The organism is Bradyrhizobium sp. NBAIM14, assembly GCF_020193895.1.
GTDB classification, from domain to species: Bacteria; Pseudomonadota; Alphaproteobacteria; order Rhizobiales; family Xanthobacteraceae; genus Bradyrhizobium; species Bradyrhizobium yuanmingense.
The window spans coordinates 917,914-941,689 of sequence record NZ_JADYVQ010000001.1 but is presented as its reverse complement, the minus strand read 5'-3'; the positions used below and the strand labels follow the sequence as shown (position 1 = coordinate 941,689).

Below are 23,776 nucleotides of genomic sequence, written 5' to 3'. Positions count from 1 at the left end.
CTCTAATGCGCCATCATTCGCGTCGGTAGCCAGGTCGCCAGCAGCGGCAAGGCGATCAGGATCACGAGGCGCACGAGGTCCGTTGCCACGAACGGGCTTACGCCCTTGAAGATGGTGGAGAAGGAGACGTCCTTCACCACGCTTTTTATGACGAAGACGTTCATGCCCACGGGCGGAGTGATCAGGCCGAGCTCGACGGTCACGACGATGATGATGCCGAACCAGATCGGATCGAACCCCAGATGCATGATCACCGGGAAGATGATCGGCACGGTCAGGATGATCATCGCCATGGCATCCATCAGGCAGCCGAGCACGAGATACATCACCATGATCAGCGCCAGCACGCCGTAGGGGCCGAGGCCGAGCCCGGTGAGGAATTCCGTCACCTTCTGCGGCGTCTGCGTCACCGTGAGGAAATAGCCGAAGATCAGCGCGCCGATCAGCACGGTGAACACCGCAGCCGCGGTGCGCGTCGCCTGCAGCAGCGAGGCCAGCACCTTCTCGCGGTCGAGCCGGCCGGTCAGCACGCCGATGATGAAGGCCCCGGTCGCGCCGACGCCGCCGGCCTCGGTCGGCGTGAAGCGCGGCAGGAAGGGCAGGCCGTAGAGGCCGCCGATGACGAAGATGAACAGCAGCACCGGTGCCCAGATCTCCTTCAATCCGGCAAAGCGCTCGCGCCACGGCGTCACCTTGCCCTTGGGCAGGAACTCGGGGCGGAAATAGCCGATCAGGGAGATCGTGATCATGTACATGGTCATCGCGAGCAGGCCCGGGATGATGCCGGCGATGAACAGCTTGCCGATGTCCTGCTCGGTGATGATGCCGTAGACCGCAAGAACAGTGGATGGCGGCAGCATCGCGCCCAGCGTGCCGCCGGCCGCGATCACGCCGGTGGCGAAGGATTGCGGATAGCCGAAGCGCCGCATCTCGGGATAGGCGACGGCGGAGAAGGTCGCCGCGGTCGCGACCGAGGACCCGCAGATCGCGGCAAAGCCGCCGCAGGCGCCAACGGTGGCAATGCCGAGTCCGCCGCGCAAATGTCCGACAAAGCCGTTGGCGGCGCGGAATAGCTCGCGGCTCATGCCGGAATTGCTGACGAAGGAGCCCATCAGCAGGAACATCGGGATGACGCCGAAGGTGTAGTCGGTCACGGTGCGCATGGTGACCTGACCGACCATCTTCAGGGCCGGTGTCGAGCCCACGAGATAGCTGAAGCCGCACACGCCGACGAGGCCCATGGCCATGCCGACCGGCACGCGCAGCAGCATCAGGGCGAACAGGGCGACGAAGCCGATGACGGCGACGGCGTCGGTACTCATGGTTACTCCGTCACCTTGATCTTGGGTTCATGCATGTCTTCGGGGTGGAAGATCAGCCGGTACGTGCGGATCGCGATCAGCAGCACGGCGCAGACGTCGCCGATCCACGCGACGAGGAAGAACGGCCATGTCGGCATGTGCAGGTCGAAGGTCTGAACGTTGTCGTTGTAGGTCAGCCGGACCTTGTCGAACAGCGTCCAGGTCTGCACGGTGACGACGAACAGCAGCACCAGGGTCGCGAACACGTCGATCCAGCGCTGATGGCGCGGCCCGACATTGCCCCAGACCAGGTCGACCGTGATGTGGGTGCCGCGATAGGAGGTTGCCGCGATGCCCCAGAAGATGAGGATGCCGAGCAGCATTCGGCCGATGTCGAAGCTGTCGGGGATCGAATAGTTCAGCGTGTTGCGCAAGAGCACCGACAGGAAGATGTCGAGCGCGACGATGCCGACGAAGCCGGCCGCGATCCATTCGATCGAGTCGATCACGCGATCCATCCAGGAGCGCTTCATGGGTGTTTCCTAAGCACTGCTATTCTCATTCTCGGCTCTGGCGGCGGCACTTCGCCTCTCCCCGCTTGCGGGGAGAGGCCGACACGCGAAGCGTGGCGGGTGAGGGGGACTATCCACGCGTCCGATTGTCACCGTCCCTGCGGAGACTCCCCCTCACCCCAACCCTCTCCCCGCAAGCGGGGAGAGGGGGAAGAGACACGGTGCGCTCCTCAGCTGCTCTCAGCTTGCAAGGCAACGGCGGCAGGACCAATCCCGCCGCCGCGTTTCCTTCGCCACCGCGTCACTCCGCCAGCGCGTTGTATTTCTTCAGCGAGGCCTTGAGATCCGCGAGCGCGGCGTCGGGATCGGCACCGGCCTTCTTGGCGCCGTCGCCCCAGGTCTTGACCAGCGGCTCGGCGGCCTTCTTCCAAGCCGCGGTCTGCTCGGGCGTCAGCTTGTAGACCTCATGGCTGGATTCCGCCTTCACCTTGGCGATGCCGGCGTCCTCGAACTTGCCCCAATGCTCGCCGACCGCGCCTGCCATCTCGACCGTGCAGTTCTTGTCGATCGCGGCCTTCTGCTTGTCGGACATCGCATTGTACTTGTCCTTGTTGATCACGAACACGAAGGTCGTGGTGTAGAGCGGCGCCTCCATGTCGTACTTGGTCACCTTGTCGATGCCGAACAGCACCAGTGAGCCCCAGGGGAAGGTGACGCCGTCGGCGACGCCGCGCTCGATGATGTCGCGCACTTCCGGCGCCGAGGACTGCACATTGGTGCCGCCAAGCGAGGTGACGAAGTTCGCCATGGTAGCGTGCGCCGGGCGGATCTTCATGCCCTTCACGTCCTCGGGGTTGACGATCTTCTTGGTGCGGGAATGGAACGAGGAGGGCGAGTGGACGAAGGCGAGGCAGTATTTGACGTCCTTCATCTCCTTCTCGGCAAATTTGCGATACCACGCGTCGAGCCCCATCGAGCCGCCCTTGGCATCCGAGATCAGGAACGGCAATTCCCCGGCGCCGATGATCGGGAAGCGGCCGGGCTGGTAGCCGGGATTGACATAGGTGACGTCGGCGATGCCGTCGCGCGCCATGTCGTAATGGTCGAAGGCCTTGCCGAGCTGCTGGGCCGGAAACACCTTGCCGGTAATGGTGCCGCCGGAATCCTTGTTCACCGCAGCCACCCAGTCTTCCAGCGATTTCTGCAGCGGATGCGATGCCGGCACCCAGTGCGAGACCTTTAGGTCAAATGTCTTGTCCTGCGCGAGCGCGGGGCTCACGCTTGCTGCCAGCAGCAAGGCCAGACAGGCTTTCCTCATCACGCGTCTCTCCCTTTTGCGACGGCGGGCTTCGTTGGCCCGGTCTCGTTAATTAACATGTTATCTAATTCGCCGGCGCGTTCAAGCCGGAACTGAGGCCCGCCGTGTCGCGCCATCTACGTCAGTCATGTTGCATGGATTTGTCGCTGCTCGGGCGACCACCGCTCTCCCTTTGCGCAAACGTTATATGGTATAATTATCGCCTGCGAGCCTTTGCCACAAGCAGGCTGCGGCCAAAGCCTAACAGGATCGGAAGCAGCATGTATTGCGGACAAAGGTCGCAATCGTCGGGCCGTTGCGGCGATGGCGGGGCTCGTTTCAAACATCTGCACAAATTCCGTTTAAAGCTTTGTAGGTGATGCATTCCTCGCGTCATTCGCTTCCAATGCAGCCGAGGCAATGAAGCGAGACCGCCATGACCCGCACCGACATCCCCGCCGGCTACGAGCCACATTTCCGCAAAGCGCCGCTGACCGATCCCTGGGAGCCGCTCTATTCGAAGAAGACCGATAAGGGCGTCACCGTCGGACTGCGCCTGGCGACGCCGCACACCAACGCCCGCGGATTGATCCATGGCGGGCTGATCGCGGCGCTCGCTGACGCCGCCATGGGCTACAGCTGCGCCCAGGCGACGGGCTGGACCACGTCATTCGTCACCATCTCGCTGTCGGTCGACTATGTCGGCGCCGCCGAGATCGGCCAATGGCTGGCGGTCGAGGGCGAGGCGATCAAGACCGGGAACACGATCTGCTTCGCGCAGTGCCTGGTGAAGGCGGACGACGCCGTGATCGCGCGGGCCAGCGGCACGTTTCGGGTAGTGCCGAAGAAGGGGTAAGGCCCAACTCTCTCCGTCGTCATGCCCGGGGCAAGCCCGGCCATGACGGAAAAGATCACCCAAACCTCCACTCCGCCGTCTCCACCACGAGGTCGACGAACGCGCGCACCTTGGCCGAGAGCAGGCGCGAGGTCGGGTAGACGATGTGGATCGGCAACGCCGGCTGCTCGTATTGCGCCAGAACGATCTTCAGGCGTCCGCGCTTCAGGCCCTCGGCGGCCTGATAGGCCAGCACCCGCGTCACGCCGCCGCCGGCCTCGGCATATTGCAGGGCGGCGTCGGCGCTGTTGCTGATGAAGCGAGGCGACAGCGGCAGCCCGATATCGCGGCCGTCGCGCAGGAAACGCCATTCGGACCAGGGGCCGAACTGGATGGTCTGGTGCGTGGCGAGCGCTTCCGGCGTCTTCGGCTCGCCGTTGCGCTTGAGATAACCGGGCGCGGCCACCACGATCCGCCGCATCTCGCCGACCTGGCGCGCCACAAGCGAGGAATCAGCGAGATGGCCGATCCGCACCGCGGCATCGACGGCGTCCTCGACGAGGTTGACGAGATGGTCGGACAGCCTGAGTTCGGCGGCGACCTCGGGATAGCGCTTGAGATAGGCGGTCATGAGAGGCCCGACATGCAGCCGGCCGAAGCCGACCGGCGCGGACACGACGAGACGCCCGCTCGGCCGATTGCGCTCCTCCCGCGCCGAGCCGTCAGCCTCCTCGACGTCGGCGAGGATGCGCCGCGCGCGTTCCAAATAGCGCGTGCCGACGTCGGTCAGCGCCACCTGCCGCGTGGTCCGCTGCAGCAGCCGCGCGCCGAGATGCTCCTCCAGCGCCGCGATCATCCGCGTCACCGCCGACGGCGACAGCCGCAGTTTGCGCGCGGCCGGCGCGAAGCCGCGCAGGTCGGCGACCGTGACGAAGACGTGCATGGCTTCCAGGCGGTCCATGGACATTATTGCATAAATCGCAATGATGAAGTGTCAAGCTGCTGAATTGTTTTAGACGCCGAAAGGTCCAGATTAGGCGCGGAAGACGCAGCAATGCGCCGGGATTTCAGGAGATGTTCCGATGACGGCAGTTCACACCTATGCCAGCGACGTGGCCTTTTCGCCGGCGGTGAAGACGATCCAGGCGCGCAAGGGCTCGCGCGAGGCCTATGCGCGCAGCGAGCAGCGCGGCTGGCGCACCGAGGTCGACGACAATCTCGCCGCGTTCCTGGCCGACGCCAACAGCTTCTATTTCGCCACGGCTTCAGCCGACGGCCAGCCCTACATCCAGCACCGCGGCGGCCCGAAGGGCTTTCTCAAGGTGCTGGACAAGCAGACGCTCGCCTTCGCCGACTACGCCGGCAACCAGCAGTTCATCACGCAAGGAAATCTCTCGGAGAATCCCAAGGCCTACATCTTCGTGATGGACTACGCCCACCGCCGCCGGGTGAAGATCTGGGGCGAGGCGCGCGTGGTCGAGAACGACGAAGCCCTGACCACGTCGCTGATGCCGAAAGGCTACCGCGCCCGGCCCGAGCAAGTGATCCTGTTCAAGATCGCGGCCTGGGACACCAACTGCCCGCAGCACATCCCGCAGAAGTTTGATGCAGCCGATGTCGCGGCCGCGCTCGCCGCGAGAGATGCGAGGATCGCAGAGCTGGAGGCGGAGCTTGCGGCGTTGAAGGGGTAGGCGGCGAGCTTAGCCTCTAACGAAAGCTGAAGCAGGCTGCGCGGTGCACCCTCTCCCCTTGTGGGAGAGGGTGGATTCGATGCGAAGCATCGAAGCCGGGTGAGGGGTTCTGTCCTCTCGGACGGTCTCACGCGCGGAGAGAACCCCTCATCCGGCGCTTCGCGCCACCTTCTGCCACAAGGGGAGAAGGGAAGAAGAGCGCTGAATCGCTAAATCACACTTTCGCCTTCGTGCTGGAAGCCGAGATAGCTCGCGGCCACCCGTTCGTTGGCGGCGATGTCGCTGGCCTTGCCGCTGAGCACGAACTCGCCGAGCTCCATGACATAGGCATGGTCCGCGATCTTCAGTGCGGCCTGCGCGTTCTGCTCGACCAGCAGCACGGAGACCCCGGCGGCGCGGAGCTCGGTGACGATACGGAAGATGTCGGCGACGATGATCGGGGCCAGGCCCAGGCTCGGCTCGTCCAGCATCAAGAGCTTCGGCTCGCCCATCAGCGCGCGGCCCATCGCGAGCATCTGCTGCTCGCCGCCGGAGAGCGTGCCGGCGAGCTGCTTGCGCCGCTCCTTCAGCCGCGGAAACAGCGCATAGACCCGCTCCATCGAGGCTTTGGCCTTGCTGCGCTCGATCCGGAACGCGCCCAGCTCGAGATTGTCCTCGACATTCATGGTCACGAACAATTCGCGATGCTCGGGAACGAGACCGAGGCCCATCGCGACACGGTCCTCGATGTCGAGGCGGGCGAGATCCTGCCCGGCAAAGGCGACGCGGCCCTTCAGCGGCAGGATTCCCATGATGGCCGAGAGCAGCGTGGTCTTGCCGGCGCCGTTGGCGCCGACAATGGTGACGATCTCGTTGGCGCCCACCTCGAGCGAGACCGAACGCACCGCCTCGACCTTGCCATAGGCGACATGCGCGTCGGTGACGGACAACAGCGTGCTCATGCCGCCACTCCGAGATAGGCCTTGATCACTTCGGGATTGGTCTTGATCGTCGCCGGCGTGCCTTCCGCGATCTTGGTGCCGAAATCGAGCACCACGATGCGGTCGGCAAGGTTCATCACGAAGCCCATGTCGTGCTCGACCAAAAGGACGGACATCCCGCCGTCGCGCAGCTCGCGGAGCAGTGTTGCCAGCCGCTGCTTTTCCATGTGGCGCAGTCCGGCTGCCGGCTCGTCGAGCAGCAGCAGCATCGGATCGACGCAGAGCGCGCGGGCGATCTCGACGATGCGCTGCTGGCCGAGCGAGAGCGAGCCTGCCAGCTGGTGCATCTGCTCGGCGAGGCCGACGCGCTCGATCTGGCGGGCGGCCTCGGCGAGCAGCTTGGCCTCGTCAGCGCGGTCGAGCCGCAGCATCGAGGAGATTGGGCCGGAATGGCCGCGCAAATGTGCGCCAATCGCGACGTTCTCCAGCACGGTCATGTCGGGGACGAGCTTGACGTGCTGGAAGGTCCTGCTGATACCGAGCTTGACGATCTCCTGCGGCGGCGCGTTGTCGACCTTCCTGCCGAGCACCGAGATCGAGCCCGAGGTTGCCGACAGCACGCCGGTGATCAGGTTGAAGGTCGTGCTCTTGCCGGCGCCGTTCGGGCCGATCAGCGCGACGATCTCGCGGGCCTGCACGTCGAAGGACACGTTGTTCACCGCGACCACGCCGCCAAACTGCTTTCGCGCCTTCTCGACCTGAAGCAGGACGCCGGTCTCGGCGGGCGCGCGGGTGCGATGCTCCAGCTTCAGCGAGGTGTCCGGCTTCCTGCCGTCGGTGCGCTCGGGGAAGAACGACATCAGCCAGGGCCAGAGGCCGCCGGGCGCAAGCTGCAGCAGCGCCACCAGCATGATGCCGAACACGATGGTCTCGACCTGGCCGGAGCCCGGCAGGATCAGCGGCAGATAGCTCTGCAGCACCTCTTTCAGGATCACGACGATCGCCGCGCCCAGCACGCCGCCCCAGACATAGCCGGCGCCGCCGACCACTGCGATGAAGAGATATTCGATGCCCATATGCGCGCCGAACGGCGTCGGGTTCACGGCGCGCTGGAGATGGGCGTAGAGCCACCCGGACAGGCCGGCGAGCACCGCGGCGTGGATGAACACCAGCAGCTTTGCCCGCGGCGTGTGGACGCCGAACGCTTCGGCGGCGACATGGCCGCGGCGCAGCGCGCGGATGGCACGGCCGGTGCGGGAGTCCAAGAGGTTCATCGTCAGCAGGGCCGAGAGGATCACGGCGACCCAGATCGCGTAATAGATCGAGCCGGGCGAGAGCATCTTGAAGGCACCGATCGACAGCGGCGGGATCGCCGAGATGCCGTCGTTGCGTCCGAGAAACTCCAGCTTGCTGAACAGGTAGAACAGCCCGAGCCCCCAGGCGAGCGTGCCGAGCGGCAGATAATGCCCCGAGAGGCGCACGGTGATTAGCCCCAGCAGCACCGCGAGCGAGCCGCTGACCACGAGCGACAGCGGCAGCGTCAGCCAGGGCGACAGGCCATAGGCCGTCGTCAGCACGGCGGTGGTGTAGGCACCGAAACCGACGAAGGCGGCCTGCCCGAACGAGGTGAGGCCGCCGACGCCGGTCAGCAGCACGAGGCCCATCGCGACCAGCGCGGCAAGGCCGATATTGTCGAGCAGCACGATCCAGAACGGGGGCACGCCCGGGATGAGCGGGATCGCCGCCATGAGGATCGCGAAGACGAGGATGGGAAGCCGGCTCTGCATCGGGCTCAGTCCTTCTCTTCCTCGACCGCGGGCGCGGCGAGCGAGCGCAGCAGCAGCACGGGGATCAGCAGCATGAAGACGATCACCTCCTTGTAGTTGGAGGCATAGAAGGACGAGAACGCCTCGACGATGCCGACCACCAGCGCCGCGACGGCGGTGAGGGGATAGCTGACGAGGCCGCCGATGATCGCGGCGACGAAGCCCTTCAGCCCGATCAGGAAGCCGGAGTCGTAATACAGTGTCGTGATCGGCACGATCAGGATGCCGGAGAGTGCGCCGATCACGGAAGCCAGCAGGAAGGCGATCTGGCCCGACAGCGTGGTGCGGATGCCGGCTAGCCGCGCCCCGAGCCGGTTGACCGCGGTCGCGCGCAGCGCCTTGCCGTAGAGCGTCAGGCCGAAGAACAGCCAGAGCGCGACGATGAAGGCGATGGTGATGGCATAGACGGTGATGCTCTGGCCGGTGAAGCGCAATGCGCCGGCGGTGAAGGCGCCGGACAGCACGGCAGGCCCACGCTGGCCTTCGGCGCCGAAGAACAACAGGCCGAGGCCCTGCAGCGCGAGGTGGACGCCGACCGAGGCGATCAGCAGCACCAGCACCGAGGTGTGCGCCAGCGGCTGGAAGGCGATGCGATAGAGATAGAGGCCGATCATCGCCACGATCACCAGCGACAGCGCGATGCAGACTGCGACCGGCGGCTTCTGCGCGGCGAGGGACAGGGTCAGCGCCAACACGATCGCGGGCAGCACGACGTTGGCGATGAAGCTGCGGACGACCAGCCGCCCGTGCAGCGCCTTGCGCGCGACGAACAGGTCGAAGACGAAGGCGCCGATGCCGAGCGCCAGCGCCAGCTTTGCCGTGCCCGGCATCTGGCCGGCGGCCAGCGAGGCATAGGTCAGCGCGCCGTAGGTGACGAATTCGCCCTGGGGAATGAGGATGACCCGGGTGACGGCGAACACCAGCACCAGCGCCAGGCCGAGCAGCGCATAGATCGCGCCATTGGTGATGCCGTCCTGCACCAGGAACAGCATGATGGTGGTATTCAAGACCGGACGCTCCCCCTAATCCGGACCGGTCCCCTCGATTGCGGTGGACGGTCCGCTCACAGCCATTGAAAAACGCAGGCGATATTTGGTATGGTCCATAACAATTATCAAATATAACTTCAAGGGTGGGAACGACCCGCCCCGGAATTTAGCGGGATTACGAGCACGAGGCGATGACCGTTTCCAAAACCGCTGAAAAGTCCTCCGACAAGTCGGCCGACGCGGCCAAGGGCCGCAAGGAGGCAGGCGAGCCGCAGGCGGAGGCCCTCCAGCTCGGCGAGCTTTCCGAGCAGCTCGGCTATGTCCTGAAACGTGCGCAGCTCAAGGTGTTCGAGAATTTCCTGCGCTGCATGGCCTCGCTCCAGCTGACGCCGGCGCAGTTCTCGGTGCTGCTCCTGGTCGAGAAAAACCCCGGCCGTAACCAGACCGAGATCGCCTCCACGCTCGGCATCCTCAGGCCGAACTTCGTAGCCATGCTCGACAATCTGGAGAGCCGCGACCTCTGTGCGCGGATCCGCTCCACCAACGACCGCCGCTCGCACATCCTGGTCTTGACCGACAAGGGCAAGGCCGTGCTGGCGCGCGCCAAGAAGCTCGTCGCCACCAAGCACGAGGCCCGGCTGAACGATCTGCTCGGCCAGGCCAACCGCGAAGCCCTGATCGAGATGCTCGCGAAGATCGCCAACGAGTTTTGACTCTTACCCTCTAGGGGAGGGTAAGCGAACGTCAATCCACCAAAATCACCCTGATGTCGTTCACGTTGGTCAGCGTCGGTCCAGGCTGTAGCAGGTCGCCGGTCGCCTCGAAAAACGTGGTGGCGTCGTTGTTGGCGAGATAGGCCTGCGGCTCGAGCCCCAGCGCCTTCATCTTCGCGAACGTCGCCGCATCGATCAGCGCGCCGGCGGGGTCGGTCGGGTGGCCGGCGCCGCCATCGGCGCCGTCGGTGTCGCCGGCCAGCGCCGCGATGCCGGAAGTGTCCTTCAAGAGCGAGGCCAGGGCCAGCGCGTATTCCTGGTTCGGCCCGCCGCGCCCGTTGCCGCGCACGGTGACCGTGAGCTCGCCGCCGGAGAGAATCGCGACGCGCTTGCCCTGGCTGCGTGCCTGAAGCGCCAGCCTGGCGTGATCGGCGGCGACCTCGCGCGCCTCGCCTTCGAGATCGGCGCCGAGATCGATGGTCTCGTAGCCGGCCTCGCGCGCGAGCTTGACCGCAGCGTCCAGCGACTGCTTGGGCCGCGCGATCAGCTCGAACGAGGCGTGCGCAAAGGCGGCGTCGCCCGGCTTGCAGCTCTCGTTGTTGGGATCGTCGAGCGCGCGCCGCACCGCATCGTCGATGTCGAGCCTGTATTTCGCCACGATCGCGCGCGCATCCGCCAGCGTGGTCGGATCGGGCACGGTGGGGCCGGAGGCGATCGCGGACGGATCGTCATGCGGCACGTCGGAGATCGCGAGCGTCACGATCTCCGCGGCGTTGCTGCCGGCGCGCGCCAGGCGGCCGCCCTTGATCCGCGACAGGTGCTTGCGCACGACGTTCATCTCGCCGATCGGCGCGCCCGAGCGCAGCAGCGCCTTGTTGACCGCCTGCTTCTGCGCGAAGCTGATGCCGTCCACCGGCGCGATCCAGTTGGCCGAGCCGCCGCCGGTGAGCAGCACCAGCAGGAGATCGTCCGGCCCGGCCTCGCCCGCGAGTGCGAGCGTGTCGGCCGCGCCCTTCAGGCCGGCTTCGTCAGGCACGGGATGACCGGCCTCGACCACGCGAATGCTGCGCGTGGGCACGCCGTAGCCGTGGCGCGTGGTGGCGATGCCGACGAGGCGCTCCGGCGCCAATCCCAGCGCATCGAGATAATGCCGCTCCGCGGCCGCGGCCATCGCGCCGGCGCCCTTGCCGGCCGCGAGGCAGATCACGCGCCCCCTGGGCGCAGGCCGCAGGTGAGGGGCCAGCACCATTTCGGGATGGGCGGCGGCGACGGCAGCGTCGTAGAGCGCGCGGAGCAGGGGACGTCGGTCGGTCATGGACAATGGCCTTGCGCAGACTGGACTGGCGGCGAGGAGGTCGCCGCCATCTGCCTACCGCATCGTGTGCCGAAGCGTAAGCGCCTTCGCCGTCATTCGATTGTGCAATCGCGTGATCATAATTGCCACACAAGCAGAAGCCCCCTGCGCGATCAGCGCAGGGGGCTCGTTGTCCGGGCTTTTGAAGCTTCTAGCCGCCGGCGTCGGCGCTGATCACCTCGCCGAACAGGTCCCACTTGTCGCCCTTGAACTTCATCAGCTGCAGCGAGCTGATCGGTGCGAAGTCGTTCGGCCCGGTACTGATCTTGATGCCGGGCAGCAGCACTTCGGTGCGGAAGTCCTTCAGGCTCGCCGCCTGCTTCATGACGTTCTCGCGCGTGAGATTGTCGCCGCACTTCTTCAGCACCTCGACCAGCGTCTGCGCGACGCCGTAGCCGACGATGGTGCCGCCGTCGAGCTTGTCGCCCTCGGGGAAGTACTTCGTCATGAACTCCAGGAACGCCTTCATGCCGGCGTCGTCCTTCCACTGCGGATCGGAGACGTCCTTCAGATAGGCGGCCGAGATGATGTCCTGCGAATTCTCGAAGCCGGCGGGCTTGATTACGCTGCCGACCGAGGCCGAGACGTTGTTGAGGAAGTGGGTCGGCTTCCAGCCGATCTCGGAGATCTTCTTGATCGCCTGCGCCGCGAACTTCGGCGTGGTGATGTTGATGAAGACGTCGGCGCCGGTGGCTTTCAGCTTGACGATGTGGTTGTCGATGGTCGGCTCCGAAGTCTCGTAGCTTTCCTCCAGCACGATCATGCTCGCGGCCTTGGCCCCCAAGCCGTCCTTCAGGCCCTTCAGGTAATCCTTGCCGTAATCGTCGTTCTGGTAGAGCACGCCGATCTTGGCGTTCGGCATGGCCTTGAGGATGTATTTCGCGTAGATCTGCGTCTCGCTCTGGTAGTTGGGTTGCCAGCCCATGGTCCACGGGAAGTTCTGCGGATCGTTCCACTTGGTGGCGCCGGTGGCGACGAACAGCTGCGGCACCTTCTTCGAGTTCATGTATTTCTGGATCGCGGAGTTCGGCGGCGTGCCGAGCGAGTTGAAGACGAGCAGCACCTCGTCGCTCTCGACCAGCTTGCGCGCCTGCTCCACCGTCTTCGGCGGCGAGTAGGCGTCGTCGTAGGAGACGAAATTGATCTTGCGGCCGTTGATGCCGCCCTCTTCGTTGATCTTCTTGAAATAGGCGGCTTCGGTGCGACCGATGATGCCGTAGGCGGAGGCCGGTCCGCTGTAGGGCATGATGTTGCCGATCTTGATCTCGGTGTCAGTCGCACCGGTATCGTATTTCTTCTGGGCCGTTGCGGTTGAGGCCGAGGCCGCGATGAGCGCGAGCGCCAATGATGCGGCCGCAAGCTTGCCGGTGACAGCAGGCATTCCAATCTCCCTGTTTTTCTTTGTGTGTGCGTCCCTTTTCTTGTCTCGTTTTTCTTCGCGACGCGGCCGCAATTCAATACGATTTGCCTGAACGCTTCAAGGAAAAGCCCCTGCGGCATGGCCGCAGGGGCTGCGTCTTTACTCGATTTGGCTACATCTTGAGCAAGTGGTTAATGGTCAGCCGCCGACGTCGCCGCTCAGCACCTCGCCAAATGGCACCCAATGCTCGCCCTTGAACCGGATCAGTTGCAGCTGCGACAGCGGCGCGAAGTCGGTGGCCGAGGTGTTGACCTTGATGCCCGGCAACAGGCCCGCCGGCTCGAAGTCCTTGATGTTGGCGGCCTGCTTCATGATGTTTTCGCGGGTCAGATTGTCGCCGCAGGCCTTGAGCACGTGAACGAGGCCCTGGGCGACGATGTAGCCGTACATTACCGAGGCATCGGCGCGGTTCGCTTCCGGATAGTACTTATCCAGAAATTCGTTCCAGGCGATCATCGCCTTGTCGTTTTTCCACTGCGCGTCGGTGGGATCCTTGAAGTACTGCGACGAGATGATGTCCTGCGCGTTCTCGAAGCCGGCCGGCTTGATTACGCTGCCGATCGAGGCCGAGACGTTGTTGAGGAAGTGCAGCGGCTTCCAGCCGATCTCGGCGTTCTTCTTGATCGCCTGTGCCGCGAATTTCGGCGTCGTGATGTTGAAGAACACGTCGGCGTTGGTCGACTTCATCTTGACGATGTGGGAGTCGATGGTCGGCTCGGAGACTTCGTAGCTGTCCTCGATGACGATCATCGAGGCGGCCTTGGCTCCGAGCCCGTCCTTGAACCCCTTCAGATAGTCCTTGCCGTAATCGTCGTTCTGGTAGAGCACGGCGATCTTGGCGTTCGGATGGTTCTTCAGGATGTACTTGGCGTAGATGATCGACTCGATCTGGTAGTTGGGTTGCCAGCCCATCGTCCACGGGAAGGTCTGCGGGTCGTTCCACTTCGTGGCGCCGGTGGCGACGAACAGCTGCGGAACCTTCTTCTGGTTCATGTACTTCTGGATCGCCGAGTTCGGCGGGGTGCCGAGCGAGTTGAAGATCAGCAGCACCTCGTCGCTCTCGACCAGCTTGCGCGCCTGCTCCACGGTCTTCGGCGGGGAATAGGCGTCGTCATAGGTGATGAAGTTGATCTTGCGGCCGTTAATGCCGCCTTCTGCGTTGATCTTGCGGAAATAGGCCTCTTCGGTCTTGCCGATCACGCCGTAGGCGGACGCGGGACCGCTATAGGGCATGATGTTGCCGATCTTGATCTCCGTGTCGGATGCGCCGGTGTCGTATTTCTTCTGCGCGAGCGCTGTCGTGGACAGCGTGGCGGCTAGCACGAGGGCAGCCGAGAAGGCCCCCAATCGCACATGCATTGCAGGCATTTTGATCTCCCTGGACAGGATTGAATGTGTCGTTTGTTCTTATTGGGAGCGATCGTTGCGCGTCGCTCCGTCACGCATTCAATACCTATCCACGGCCGTCAGCAAGAAGAACGCCTGCACGGGCCTCGCGCAGGCGGCGATCTCGTCGAAGGCGGTGCTGAATATTCCGGCGCGTGAGATTCTTTTTGCGGGGCAAACTCACCGCTTGAGTTGCTTTACGAGAAAGCGGCTATTTTGAATTGCGTCGTTCAGTGGCTCATCTCGCTCGAGATGATGTCGCCGAACAGCTCCCATTTCCTGCCCTTGAAGCGCATCATCTGCAGCTGCTCGATCGGGGCGAAATCGTCGGGCGCGGTGTTGATCTTGATGCCTGGCAGCAGCGTGTCGGGTGCGAAGTCCTTCAGGCTGGCGGCCTGCTTCATGACGTTCTCGCGGGTGAGATCGTCGCCGCACATCTGCAGCACCTTCACGATGGTCTGTGCGGCGGCATAGCCGTACACGACGCCGGCATCGAGCTTGTTGGCCCTGGGCTCGTATTGCGCGAGGAAACTGTAGAACTTCTTCATGCCGTCGTCGGCATTCCACTGCGGGTCGGAGCCGTCCTTGGTGTAGGTCGCCGACAGGATGCCTTGCGAGACTTCAATGCCCGCCGGCTCCAATACGCCGCTGACCGAAGCCGAGACGTTGGAGATGATGTGCATCGGATGCCAGTTGATCTCCGCGGCTTTCTTGATTCCCTGCGCGGCGAATTTCTGGTTGGTGAGGCTGATGAAGATATCGGCGCCGGCCGCCTTCAGCTTCACGACTCGCTCGTCGATTGCGGGCTCGGACGTGTCGTAGGCCTCCTCCCGCACGATCATCGAAGCCTTGGCGCCGAGGCCCTCCTTCAACCCGTTTAGATAGTCCTTGCCGAAATCGTCGTTCTGGTAGAGCACGCCGATCTTTCCGTTTGGCTTCTCCTTCATGATGTATTTGGCATAGATCCGAGCCTCGCTGACGTAGCTCGGCTGCCAGCCCATGGTCCAGGGATATTGCTTGGGGTCGTTCCATTTCGAGGCGCCGCTCGCCACGAACAATTGCGGCACCTTCTTCTCGTTCATGTACTTGCGGATGGCGCTGTTGGTGGAGGTGCCGAGCGAGCCGAAGATCAGCAGCACGTTGTCGCTCTCGACCAGTTTTCGCGCCTGTTCCACCGTCTTCGGCGGCGAATAGCCGTCGTCATAGGAGATGAATCTGATCTTGCGGCCGTTGATGCCGCCCTCGGCATTGATCTTGTTGAAGTAGGCTTCCTCGGTCCTGCCGATCGCAGCATAGCCGGAGGCCGGACCGCTGTAGGGCATGATGTTACCGATCTTGATCTCGGTATCGGAGGCGCCGCTGTCGTATTTCTTCTGCGCCAGCGCCTCGCCGCTCATTGCAGTGCACAAGGCAAGCGCGGCCCAGAGCGTCGCAACCTGGGAACGAACGGCGGCCATTGCTCTCCTACCCCGGGATGGATCGATCGCATTGAACAAGATTGGCGCCTGTCGTCAACAAAAAGCCCCCGCGACTGTCCGCGGGGGCTCCTCGTCCTCGATCATCGCGTCACGCGTCACTCGGAGGCGACGTCACCGCTGATGATCTCGCCGAACAGTTCCCACTTCTCGCCCTTGAAGCGCATCATCTGCAGCTGCGCGATCGGAGCGAAGTCGGTGGCGCTGGTGTTGATCCTGACACCGGGCAGCAGCGTATCCGGAGCAAAGTCCTTCAACGAGGCGGCCTGCTTCATGATGTTGGCGCGGGTGAGATCGTCACCGCACATCTCCAGCACCTTGGCCAGCGTCGAGGCGGCGCCATAGCCATAAACCATGCTGGTGTCCGACTTGTCGGCACCCGGCATGTACTTGTCGACGAACTCGTTCCACTTCTTCATGCCGGGGTCGTTGGCCCATTGCGGATCCGTGGAGTCCTTGGCGTAGGCGGCCGACAGCACGCCCTGCGCGTTCTCGAAGCCGGCCGGCTTCATCACGCTACCGACCGAGATCGACACGTTGGTGAGGATCTGGAGCGGCTTCCAGCTGAGCTCGGCGGTCTTCTTGATGGTCTGGGCCGCGAACTTCGGCGTGGTGTAGATCAGGAGCACGTCGGGATTGGCGGCCTTGATCTTGACGATATGGCCGTCGATCGACGGCTCGGAGACCTCGTAGCTCTCCTCCATGACGATCATGGACGAGGCCTTGGCGCCGAGGCCGTCCTTGGTGCCCTTGAGGTAGTCTTTGCCGAAATCGTCGTTCTGGTAGAGGATTGCGATCTTGGCGTCCGGCTTCTCCTTCATCAGCCATTTCGCGTAGATCTGCGCTTCGCTCTGGTAGGAGGGCTGCCAGCCCATGGTCCAGGGGAAGTTCTTCGGGTCGTTCCACTTGGTGGCGCCGGTCGCGACGAAGAGCTGCGGGATCTTCTTGGAGTTGAGATACTTCTGGATCGCACTGTTCGAGGGCGTGCCGAGCGGGTTAAAAACGACCAGCACCTCGTCGCTCTCGACCAGCTTGCGAACCTGCTCGACAGCCTTCGGTGGCGAATAGCCGTCGTCATAGGTGACGAAGTTGATCTTGCGGCCGTTGATGCCGCCCTTGTCGTTGATCATCTTGAAATAGGCTTCTTCGGTCTTGCCGATGATGCCATAGGCCGACGCCGGACCGCTGTACGGCATGATGTTGCCGATCTTGATCTCGGTATCGGACGCGCCGGTGTCGTATTTCTTTTGGGCGAGTGCAGCGCCGGAGGTGAGAGTGATGGCCGCCGTTGCCGTGATCAGCGCGGCGGCTCGCAGTGTTCTTCCAAAATACAATTCGGTCTCCTTGGTTAATTCAACGGGTCTTCAGTTCTTCCTGAGCTTGCCGACGAGTTGCTGGCCCAGGATCGCGACCTGCCTTGCGCCATGCGGCACGAGGTAGATGACGAGGAACAGCAGCACGCCGAATACCGCGCCGGAGAGGCCCTTGGAGATGCTCTCCGCCATGTTCGGCACGAAGATGATGAAGGCCGCACCGACGAACGAGCCGGGCAGCCAGCCGACGCCGCCGACCACCATGCCGAGGAACAGCGAGATCGCGAGCGTGATGGTGTAGCTGTCGGGCGCGACGAATTGCACCGCGATGGCGCCGAGCGAGCCGGCAACGCCGGTGATGCCGGCGGACACGCCGAAAGCCAGCGTCTTGTACAGCGCGACGTTGACTCCCATCGAGGAGGCCGCGATCTCGTTGTCGCGGATCGCCATGAAGGCGCGGCCCGAGCGGGAACGCAACAGGTTCACCGAGAAGATGTAGATCGCGACCGTCACGGCGAGCGTGAAGTAGTACAGCCACATGTCCTGCGACATCGGCAGGCCGAACGGCGCGTCCGGCTTGGTGACGACGAGGCCCTGCACGCCGCCGGTCCAGTGCTCGAGGAAGTTCAGCTTGAGCAGCTGCGGCATCGCAGTCGCAAGCGCGAAGGTCGCGAGTGCGAGATAGATGCCGGACAGCCGCAGCGCCGGCTTGCCGAACAGGTAACCGAATCCGAAGCAAATCACGGCGGAGATCGGAATGGTCAGCGCGTAGTTGACGTTGGCATGTTCCATCAGCACCGCAGACACATAGGCGCCGACGGCGTAGAACGCGCTCTGGCCGAGCGAGAACTGGCCGCTTCCGCCGGTCAGGATGTTCAGCGCCAGCACCGCGAGCCCGTAGATCAGGAGCATCGTCATCTGGAAGATGATGAAGTTCTTGACGAACATCGGCACGATCAACAGCGCGGCCAGCACCACCAGCGAGGTGCCGGTGCCCAGCGTCATGGCCCGCTTCGGAACCGCCTCGACCGCCTCGTGGCCCTCAGCGACGACTTCTTCTGCTGCGCTCATGATCAAACTCGCTTGACGATATGCCGGCCGAACAGACCAGCGGGTTTGACGACCAGGACGGAGATGATCAGCGCGAGCGCGATCGGGAGTTTCAGCTCATTGCCGACGCCGGGAATGTAGGTACCGGCGAGATTCTCGAACACGCCGACCAGGAAGCCGCCGACCACGGCGCCGAACGGGCTCGACAGCCCGCCGAGCACCGCCGCGGCGAAGCCGTAGATCAGCACGCCGCCCATCATGTTCGGCTCGAGGAACACGACAGGCGCGATCAGCATGCCGGCGATCGAGCCGATCGCGGTCGCCATGCCCCAGCCGAGCGCGATCATCCAACTCGTGTTGATGCCGACGAGGCGGGCCGATTCGGGCACCGACGCTGCGGCTCGCATCGCAAGGCCGATGCGCGTGTACTGGAAGAAGAAATAGAGCGCGAGCAGCAGCGCCACGGTGACGCCGATCATGCCGGCCTGGTGCGTCGAGATCAGCTGGCTGCCGAGGAACGGTGCGGAGCCGAACGGGGTCGGATATTGCTTGATCGTGAAGTCCCAGATCAGGCCCGCCGAGGAGTTGATGATCGCAAACAGCGCGATGAAGCCGGCGACGTTGGTGAGCACCGGCGCCTTGACGAGCGGCTTGAACAGGATGCGCTCGATCGCGATGCCGGCAACGAAAGAAAATGCCAGCGTGATCAGGAAGGCAGCCCAATAAGACACGCCCCACTGCATCAGCTGCCATGAGATGAAGGTCGAGAACATCGCCATCTCGCCTTGCGCGAAGTTGAGATGGTCGATGGCCTGGTAGATCATGACCACGGCGAGCGCCATGCAGGCATAGATCGCCCCCGTGGCGATGCCGGCCAGGACCTGGTTGGTGAACAGCTCCATTGTGCCGGCTCCCTCAGTAACCCAGATAGGATTTGCGGATTTCTTCGTTGTTCGCGATGTCCTTGGCCTTGCCCGACATCACGATGCGCCCGGTCTCGATCACATAGGCCTGATCGGCGAGCTCGAGTGCGAGCTGGGCGTTCTGCTCGACCACCAGGATCGAGACCTTGTCCTCGCGGTTGATCTTGCCGAGGATGCCGAACAGGTCGCGCACCACCAGCGGCGCGAGGCCGAAGGAGGGCTCGTCGAGCAGCATCAGCCGCGGTCGCAGCATCAGCGCGCGGGCGACCGCGAGCATCTGCTGCTCGCCGCCGGAGAGCGTGCCGGCCTGCTGGGTATGGCGCTGCTTCAACACTGGGAAATGCGCGTACATGCGCTCGATGTCGGAGACGATGCCGGCGCGGTCCTTGCGGGTGATGGCCCCGAGCTGGAGATTCTCCTCCACCGTCATGTTGGTAAAGGTGCCGCGGCCCTGCGGCACGTGGGCGATGCCGAACCGCACGATGCTCTCGGTCGAACGGTTGTTCAGCGGCTTGCCTTCGAACTCGACGCCGCCGGTGGAGCGCACCATGTTGCAGATCGCGCGCAGTGTGGTGGTCTTGCCGGCGCCGTTGGCGCCCAGCAGCGTCACGAGCGAACCCTCGTTGAGCGAGAAGGACAGGCCATGGAGCGCCTGGACCTGGCCGTAATAAGCGCGCAGGTCCTTGACGTTGAGCAGTGGCGTCATTGATCCTTGCTCCCGAGATAGGCCTTGATGACGTCCGGGTCCGCCTGCACCTGGGCGGGCGTGCCTTCCGCGAGCTTCTTGCCGAAGTTCAGCGCGACAACGTGGTCGGCGATCGACATCACGAGGCCCATGTGATGCTCGACCAGGAGCACGGTCATATGGCGCTCGTCGCGGATTTTGCGGATGAGGTCGCCGAGTACATGAACTTCCTCGTGGTTGAGGCCGCCGGCGGGTTCGTCGAGCAGCAGGATCTTCGGATCGGCCGCCAGCGCACGCGCCAGCTCGACCCGCTTCTGCGTACCGAACGGTAGGCCGGACACGACGGTATGGGCGACGTCCTCGAGGTCGAGGTAAGCAAGGATCTCGTGCACCTTCTTGTTGATGCTGGTCTCGCTGCGCCGGACCCAGGCAAGCTTCAGGGAGTCGCTGATAATGTCGCTCGAGGTCTTCGAATGGGCGCCGACGCGGACGTTGTCCATCACCGAAAGGTTGGGAAACAGCGCCACGTTCTGGAAGGTGCGGCCGATGCCGATCTCGGCGATCCGGTGCGGCGGCCGCGTCAGGATGCTCACGCCGTCCATCAAGATGTCGCCGGACGACGGCTGGTACAGCCGCGACAGGCAGTTGAAGAGCGTGGTCTTGCCGGCGCCGTTCGGGCCGATCAATCCGAGGATGGCTCCCTTGTGCATGTCGAAGGACACGCCGTTGAGCGCGACGATGCCGCCGAACACGACGCTGACGTCGCGAACCGCGAGCAGGGGCGATGTACCCTGCGCGAGCTGTGCCTGCGTCATCTCGTCTCGCTCACGACGTACAGTGAGCGATGGGGCGATGCGAGCCGCTCCCGATGATGACAAAGGCTATCTGAATCCCTCGGCCACACGCGCAACTTTTCCTCCTGATTTCAGCTTTTTGCTGATGTCTTTTTTTGAATGCGGCATCAGACCCCCGAGCGCCGCCTCGATGTTCCTTACCATCGCTAAGAGACGCGGTCCAATGTCGTTGATCAAACGCTCTTCCGTGAAACGGAATGCGGGCGCGCCGCAATTGAATGCGTAAGGCCCGGTTCCGTCGTTGAGCTTGAGCGCGACGCCGGCGGCGCCGATGTCGTCGTGCCAATCGCCGACCGAAATCGCAAAGCCGTATTTCGCGACCGTCTCGCCGGAACGTTCCAAGCCCTCGCGCATCTTCGGCCAGCGGCTGCCGTAATGTTCGCGCAGGATGCGCGACACTTCGGCGCGACCTTCGTCATCGAGTGCCCAGAAATAGGCGCGGCCCATCGCGCTGGTTGCAATCGGCACGCGCGAGCCGACGTCAAGTTGAACGCCGACGGTCTCGCTGCCGCGGCTCTGCCCGAAATAGATCATGCTGTGGCGGTCACGGCCGCCGACGGCGACGGCGCCGCCGGTCGCGCGCATCACCTCTTCGCGGAACGGCTCGGACAAATGCCGAACGCCCAGATTGGCCAGCGCCGCGTAGCCGAGCGACATCGCTGCCGGGGCGAGCTGGTACTTCTCGAAGCGGGGAACCGGCGTCAGATAGCCAAGCTTGGTCAGCGTGTAGGTCAGCCGCGACACGGTGGGCTTGGGCAGATTGGTGCGGGACGCAATCTCCTGATTGCCGAGCAGGCCGTCATTGGGTTGGAACGCGCGCAATACTTCCAGTCCGCGGGAAAGCGCGACGACGAAATTCCGATCGGTCGCGGTCTTCTTTCCTGTACGCTTCATCCCTGATCTGCTTCTTGCGCGGAGTCGTTGACAACGTCCGTGCTTCAAAATAACCCTGCCGTCAAGATGCGGAATTAAATTCCGCAATGCGAAATCGAATAAAAGTAAATCCCCACCAAGGAGGGACACCGTGAGCGAAGTGGTCAAGCTTGAGCGTCATGATGAAGTCGGGATCGTCACGGTCAACAGCCCGCCGGTCAATGCGCTGAGTGCCGCAGTCCGAGGCGGGATCCTCGAGTGCATCAAGGCCGCGATTGCCGATCCCGCCATCAAGGGCATCGTGCTGACCTGCGCCGGCCGCACGTTCATTGCCGGTGCCGACATCACCGAGTTCGGCAAGCCGCCGAAGCCGCCCGCGCTCAACGACGTGCTGTCCGAGATCGAAAACTCGCCCAAGCCGGTCGTTGCCGCGATCCACGGCACCGCGCTCGGCGGCGGCCTCGAGGTCGCGCTGGCCTGCCATTTCCGCGTCGCGGTGAAAGAGGCCAAGCTCGGCCTGCCCGAGGTGAAGCTCGGACTTCTGCCCGGCGCCGGTGGCACCCAGCGCCTGCCCCGTGCGGTGGGCCCGGAGCTTGCGGTCAAGATGATCGTCGGCGGCGACCCGATCGGGGCGGCGGAGGCGCTGAAGAACGGCCTGATCGAGGAGATCGTCGAGGGCCCGGCCTCCGGCGGCGAGGCTTTCGTGCGCAAGCTGCTCGCGGAGAAGCGCCCGCTGCGCCGCCTGCGCGACGACGATTCCAAGCTCGCAGCCGCCAAGGCCGACCGCTCGATCTTCACCAATGCGGTCGCGGCCATGACCAAGAAGTCGCGCGGCCTCGAGGCGCCGTTCGCCGCAGCCGACGCCGTCGGCTATGCCATCGACCTGCCGTTCGACGAAGGCCTGAAGAAGGAGCGCGAGGGCTTCCTCAAGCTCGTCGCCAGCGACCAGTCCAAGGCGCAGCGTTACGCCTTCTTCGCCGAGCGCGAGGCCAACAAGATCGCCGGCGTTCCTGAAGGCACCAAGCCGCGGCCCGTGAACCGCGTCGCCATTCTCGGTGCCGGCACCATGGGCGGCGGCATCGCGATGTCCTTCGCCAATGCCGGCATTCCCGTCACCCTGATCGAGACCGGCGAGGAGCAGCTCAAGCGCGGCATGGGCATCATGCAGAAGAACTGGGAAGCGACCGCCGCGCGCGGCGGCATCCCGGCCGATGCGCCCGCCAAGCGCATGGCGCTGATCAACGGCGTCGTCGGCATCGAGAATGTCGGCGATGCCGATCTCGTCATCGAGGCCGTGTTCGAGACCATGGCGGTCAAGAAGGAGGTGTTCGGCAAGCTCGACCAGTACGCCAAGCCGGGCGCCGTGCTCGCCTCCAACACCTCGTATCTCAACATCGACGAGATCGCGAAGTCGACCAAGCGTCCGCAGGACGTGCTCGGCATGCACTTCTTCTCGCCGGCGAACGTCATGAAGCTGTGCGAGATCGTGCGCGCCGACAAGACCGCGCCGGATGCGCTGGTGACTGCGGTGACCATCGCGCGAAAAATCGCGAAGGTGCCGGCCGTGGTCGGCGTCTGCGACGGCTTCGTCGGCAACCGCATGCTGGCCCAGCGCGGCAAGCAGTCGGAAAAGCTGCTGTTCGAGGGCGCGCTGCCGCAGCAGGTCGATGCCGTCGTCACCAAGTTCGGCATGCCGATGGGCCCGTTCGCGATGAGCGATCTCGCCGGCCTCGACATCGGCTGGCGCTCGCGGAAAGATCGCGGCATCAAGTCGGAAATCGCGGACGCGCTGTGCGAAGCCGGCCGCTTCGGCCAGAAGACCGGCAAGGGCTATTACAAGTACGAGCAGGGTTCTCGTGCGCCGCTGCCGGACCCCGATGTCGAGAAGCTGATCGACGAGACCCTGCTGCGTCTCGGCCGCAAGAAGCGAATCGTCAGCGACGAGGAGATCCTCGAGCGCATGATGTATCCGATGATCAACGAGGGCGCGAAGATCCTCGAAGAGGGCATCGCCGCGCGTCCCAGCGACATCGACGTGGTCTGGCTCTACGGCTATGGCTGGCCGATCTATCGCGGCGGCCCGATGTATTGGGCCGACAGCGTCGGCCTCAAGCACATCGCCGATCGTCTCGCCTTCTACGCCAAGGAGACCAACGACCCCAGCCTTGAGCCCTCCCCGCTGCTGAAGAAGCTCGCCGCGGAGGGCAAGACGTTTGCGTCGCTGGCTGCGGAGTCGAAAGCAGCGTGATCGGGGCTTCGTCCCAACCTTCGTCATTCCGGGATGCGCCGCAAGGCGCAGGCCCGGAATCCATAACCCCAGCTGGTGGTTATGGATTCCGGGCTCGCGACTTCGTCGCGC

At 64.0% G+C, this 23,776-nt stretch carries 22 protein-coding genes; 5 read left to right on the top strand and 17 right to left on the bottom strand.

Features of this window, described 5'->3' with window-relative positions; genetic code table 11:
- Positions 1 to 2: 2 nt before the first annotated feature.
- The 3 genes from I6F28_RS04380 to I6F28_RS04370 all read right to left on the bottom strand — a co-directional run bounded on the left by I6F28_RS04380 (position 3) and on the right by I6F28_RS04370 (position 3,131).
- Positions 3 to 1,322, bottom strand: coding sequence for a TRAP transporter large permease (locus I6F28_RS04380; RefSeq protein WP_225139337.1), 1,320 nt, complete (start codon positions 1,320 to 1,322; stop codon positions 3 to 5).
- Positions 1,323 to 1,324: 2 nt separating this feature from the next.
- The gene (locus I6F28_RS04375) at positions 1,325 to 1,834 is read right to left on the bottom strand and encodes a TRAP transporter small permease (protein WP_035997911.1); all 510 of its coding nucleotides are present in this window, start codon (positions 1,832 to 1,834) and stop codon (positions 1,325 to 1,327) included.
- 280 nt (positions 1,835 to 2,114) lie between these two features.
- A complete protein-coding gene (locus I6F28_RS04370; protein WP_225139336.1) occupies positions 2,115 to 3,131 on the bottom strand; it encodes a TRAP transporter substrate-binding protein in 1,017 nt (338 codons plus the stop codon).
- Between the two features lie 415 nt (positions 3,132 to 3,546).
- Between I6F28_RS04370 and I6F28_RS04365 the strand changes: the two genes are divergently transcribed.
- Positions 3,547 to 3,966, top strand: a complete 420-nt coding sequence (locus I6F28_RS04365; RefSeq protein WP_035997915.1) for a PaaI family thioesterase — start codon at positions 3,547 to 3,549, stop codon at positions 3,964 to 3,966.
- A 55-nt stretch (positions 3,967 to 4,021) separates the two neighbouring features.
- Here the strand turns inward: I6F28_RS04365 and I6F28_RS04360 are convergent, their stop codons facing one another.
- The gene (locus tag I6F28_RS04360; RefSeq protein WP_035997918.1) at positions 4,022 to 4,906 is read right to left on the bottom strand and encodes a LysR family transcriptional regulator; all 885 of its coding nucleotides are present in this window, start codon (positions 4,904 to 4,906) and stop codon (positions 4,022 to 4,024) included.
- A gap of 121 nt (positions 4,907 to 5,027) precedes the next feature.
- Between I6F28_RS04360 and I6F28_RS04355 the strand changes: the two genes are divergently transcribed.
- Positions 5,028 to 5,636, top strand: coding sequence for a pyridoxamine 5'-phosphate oxidase family protein (locus I6F28_RS04355; RefSeq protein WP_035997919.1), 609 nt, complete (start codon positions 5,028 to 5,030; stop codon positions 5,634 to 5,636).
- Positions 5,637 to 5,845: 209 nt separating this feature from the next.
- Here I6F28_RS04355 and I6F28_RS04350 read toward each other — a convergent pair whose 3' ends face one another.
- The 3 genes from I6F28_RS04350 to I6F28_RS04340 are packed head-to-tail and all read right to left on the bottom strand — an operon-like array spanning position 5,846 to position 9,389.
- Positions 5,846 to 6,577 (bottom strand): ABC transporter ATP-binding protein, encoded by a 732-nt coding sequence (locus I6F28_RS04350; protein WP_035997921.1) that lies wholly within the window; start codon positions 6,575 to 6,577, stop codon positions 5,846 to 5,848.
- Positions 6,574 to 8,343: a branched-chain amino acid ABC transporter ATP-binding protein/permease gene (locus I6F28_RS04345; RefSeq protein WP_128264314.1), complete on the bottom strand. Its 1,770-nt coding sequence runs from the start codon at positions 8,341 to 8,343 to the stop codon at positions 6,574 to 6,576. The genes I6F28_RS04350 and I6F28_RS04345 overlap by 4 nt, the downstream gene beginning before the upstream one ends.
- A gap of 5 nt (positions 8,344 to 8,348) precedes the next feature.
- Positions 8,349 to 9,389 carry a branched-chain amino acid ABC transporter permease gene (locus I6F28_RS04340; protein WP_035997923.1) on the bottom strand — a complete coding sequence of 347 codons (1,041 nt, stop codon included), beginning with the start codon at positions 9,387 to 9,389 and terminating at the stop codon, positions 8,349 to 8,351.
- Positions 9,390 to 9,562: 173 nt separating this feature from the next.
- Here I6F28_RS04340 and I6F28_RS04335 point away from each other — a divergent pair, with 173 nt between their 5' ends.
- Entirely contained in the window at positions 9,563 to 10,084 is a 522-nt protein-coding gene (locus I6F28_RS04335) for a MarR family winged helix-turn-helix transcriptional regulator (RefSeq protein ID WP_225139335.1), read from the top strand.
- 31 nt (positions 10,085 to 10,115) lie between these two features.
- Here the strand turns inward: I6F28_RS04335 and I6F28_RS04330 are convergent, their stop codons facing one another.
- The 3 genes from I6F28_RS04330 to I6F28_RS04320 all read right to left on the bottom strand — a co-directional run bounded on the left by I6F28_RS04330 (position 10,116) and on the right by I6F28_RS04320 (position 14,226).
- Complete coding sequence (locus I6F28_RS04330) at positions 10,116 to 11,399, bottom strand: glycerate kinase type-2 family protein (protein ID WP_225139334.1); 1,284 nt, start codon at positions 11,397 to 11,399, stop codon at positions 10,116 to 10,118.
- A 190-nt stretch (positions 11,400 to 11,589) separates the two neighbouring features.
- Positions 11,590 to 12,819: an ABC transporter substrate-binding protein gene (locus tag I6F28_RS04325; protein ID WP_035997932.1), complete on the bottom strand. Its 1,230-nt coding sequence runs from the start codon at positions 12,817 to 12,819 to the stop codon at positions 11,590 to 11,592.
- Positions 12,820 to 12,996: 177 nt separating this feature from the next.
- Positions 12,997 to 14,226: an ABC transporter substrate-binding protein gene (locus I6F28_RS04320; protein ID WP_035997935.1), complete on the bottom strand. Its 1,230-nt coding sequence runs from the start codon at positions 14,224 to 14,226 to the stop codon at positions 12,997 to 12,999.
- A gap of 55 nt (positions 14,227 to 14,281) precedes the next feature.
- Here I6F28_RS04320 and I6F28_RS04315 point away from each other — a divergent pair, with 55 nt between their 5' ends.
- Positions 14,282 to 14,464 (top strand): hypothetical protein, encoded by a 183-nt coding sequence (locus I6F28_RS04315; RefSeq protein ID WP_156447016.1) that lies wholly within the window; start codon positions 14,282 to 14,284, stop codon positions 14,462 to 14,464.
- Positions 14,465 to 14,474: 10 nt separating this feature from the next.
- On the opposite strand, the gene I6F28_RS04310 is transcribed toward I6F28_RS04315, so the two are convergent.
- The 7 genes from I6F28_RS04310 to I6F28_RS04280 form a co-directional block, all read right to left on the bottom strand.
- Entirely contained in the window at positions 14,475 to 15,701 is a 1,227-nt protein-coding gene (locus I6F28_RS04310; RefSeq protein WP_109142407.1) for an ABC transporter substrate-binding protein, read from the bottom strand.
- A 116-nt stretch (positions 15,702 to 15,817) separates the two neighbouring features.
- The gene (locus I6F28_RS04305; protein ID WP_109142408.1) at positions 15,818 to 17,053 is read right to left on the bottom strand and encodes an ABC transporter substrate-binding protein; all 1,236 of its coding nucleotides are present in this window, start codon (positions 17,051 to 17,053) and stop codon (positions 15,818 to 15,820) included.
- A 30-nt stretch (positions 17,054 to 17,083) separates the two neighbouring features.
- Entirely contained in the window at positions 17,084 to 18,103 is a 1,020-nt protein-coding gene (locus I6F28_RS04300) for a branched-chain amino acid ABC transporter permease (RefSeq protein ID WP_036021517.1), read from the bottom strand.
- Between the two features lie 2 nt (positions 18,104 to 18,105).
- Complete coding sequence (locus I6F28_RS04295; protein WP_035997949.1) at positions 18,106 to 18,984, bottom strand: branched-chain amino acid ABC transporter permease; 879 nt, start codon at positions 18,982 to 18,984, stop codon at positions 18,106 to 18,108.
- A gap of 13 nt (positions 18,985 to 18,997) precedes the next feature.
- On the bottom strand, positions 18,998 to 19,711 hold the full coding sequence (locus tag I6F28_RS04290) for an ABC transporter ATP-binding protein (protein WP_035997952.1): 714 nt from the start codon (positions 19,709 to 19,711) through the stop codon (positions 18,998 to 19,000).
- Complete coding sequence (locus tag I6F28_RS04285; RefSeq protein WP_035997955.1) at positions 19,708 to 20,505, bottom strand: ABC transporter ATP-binding protein; 798 nt, start codon at positions 20,503 to 20,505, stop codon at positions 19,708 to 19,710. The genes I6F28_RS04290 and I6F28_RS04285 overlap by 4 nt, the downstream gene beginning before the upstream one ends.
- A gap of 66 nt (positions 20,506 to 20,571) precedes the next feature.
- Positions 20,572 to 21,438, bottom strand: a complete 867-nt coding sequence (locus I6F28_RS04280; RefSeq protein ID WP_035997958.1) for an IclR family transcriptional regulator — start codon at positions 21,436 to 21,438, stop codon at positions 20,572 to 20,574.
- 130 nt (positions 21,439 to 21,568) lie between these two features.
- Here I6F28_RS04280 and I6F28_RS04275 point away from each other — a divergent pair, with 130 nt between their 5' ends.
- On the top strand, positions 21,569 to 23,665 hold the full coding sequence (locus I6F28_RS04275) for a 3-hydroxyacyl-CoA dehydrogenase NAD-binding domain-containing protein (RefSeq protein ID WP_225139333.1): 2,097 nt from the start codon (positions 21,569 to 21,571) through the stop codon (positions 23,663 to 23,665).
- Positions 23,666 to 23,776: the final 111 nt, after the last annotated feature.

Bases quoted from the DNA above. Each gene is read 5' to 3' on its own strand.
- I6F28_RS04320 (WP_035997935.1), bottom strand. From the start codon at position 14,226: ATGCCTGCAATGCATGTGCGATTGGGGGCCTTCTCGGCTGCCCTCGTG.
- I6F28_RS04365 (WP_035997915.1), top strand. From the start codon at position 3,547: ATGACCCGCACCGACATCCCCGCCGGCTACGAGCCACATTTCCGCAAA.
- I6F28_RS04335 (WP_225139335.1), top strand. From the start codon at position 9,563: ATGACCGTTTCCAAAACCGCTGAAAAGTCCTCCGACAAGTCGGCCGAC.
- I6F28_RS04360 (WP_035997918.1), bottom strand. From the start codon at position 4,906: ATGGACCGCCTGGAAGCCATGCACGTCTTCGTCACGGTCGCCGACCTG.
- I6F28_RS04310 (WP_109142407.1), bottom strand. From the start codon at position 15,701: ATGGCCGCCGTTCGTTCCCAGGTTGCGACGCTCTGGGCCGCGCTTGCC.
- I6F28_RS04300 (WP_036021517.1), bottom strand. From the start codon at position 18,103: ATGAGCGCAGCAGAAGAAGTCGTCGCTGAGGGCCACGAGGCGGTCGAG.
- I6F28_RS04330 (WP_225139334.1), bottom strand. From the start codon at position 11,399: ATGACCGACCGACGTCCCCTGCTCCGCGCGCTCTACGACGCTGCCGTC.
- I6F28_RS04325 (WP_035997932.1), bottom strand. From the start codon at position 12,819: ATGCCTGCTGTCACCGGCAAGCTTGCGGCCGCATCATTGGCGCTCGCG.
- I6F28_RS04295 (WP_035997949.1), bottom strand. From the start codon at position 18,984: ATGGAGCTGTTCACCAACCAGGTCCTGGCCGGCATCGCCACGGGGGCG.
- I6F28_RS04350 (WP_035997921.1), bottom strand. From the start codon at position 6,577: ATGAGCACGCTGTTGTCCGTCACCGACGCGCATGTCGCCTATGGCAAG.
- I6F28_RS04370 (WP_225139336.1), bottom strand. From the start codon at position 3,131: ATGAGGAAAGCCTGTCTGGCCTTGCTGCTGGCAGCAAGCGTGAGCCCC.
- I6F28_RS04280 (WP_035997958.1), bottom strand. From the start codon at position 21,438: ATGAAGCGTACAGGAAAGAAGACCGCGACCGATCGGAATTTCGTCGTC.
- I6F28_RS04375 (WP_035997911.1), bottom strand. From the start codon at position 1,834: ATGAAGCGCTCCTGGATGGATCGCGTGATCGACTCGATCGAATGGATC.
- I6F28_RS04380 (WP_225139337.1), bottom strand. From the start codon at position 1,322: ATGAGTACCGACGCCGTCGCCGTCATCGGCTTCGTCGCCCTGTTCGCC.
- I6F28_RS04355 (WP_035997919.1), top strand. From the start codon at position 5,028: ATGACGGCAGTTCACACCTATGCCAGCGACGTGGCCTTTTCGCCGGCG.
- I6F28_RS04285 (WP_035997955.1), bottom strand. From the start codon at position 20,505: ATGACGCAGGCACAGCTCGCGCAGGGTACATCGCCCCTGCTCGCGGTT.
- I6F28_RS04290 (WP_035997952.1), bottom strand. From the start codon at position 19,711: ATGACGCCACTGCTCAACGTCAAGGACCTGCGCGCTTATTACGGCCAG.
- I6F28_RS04345 (WP_128264314.1), bottom strand. From the start codon at position 8,343: ATGCAGAGCCGGCTTCCCATCCTCGTCTTCGCGATCCTCATGGCGGCG.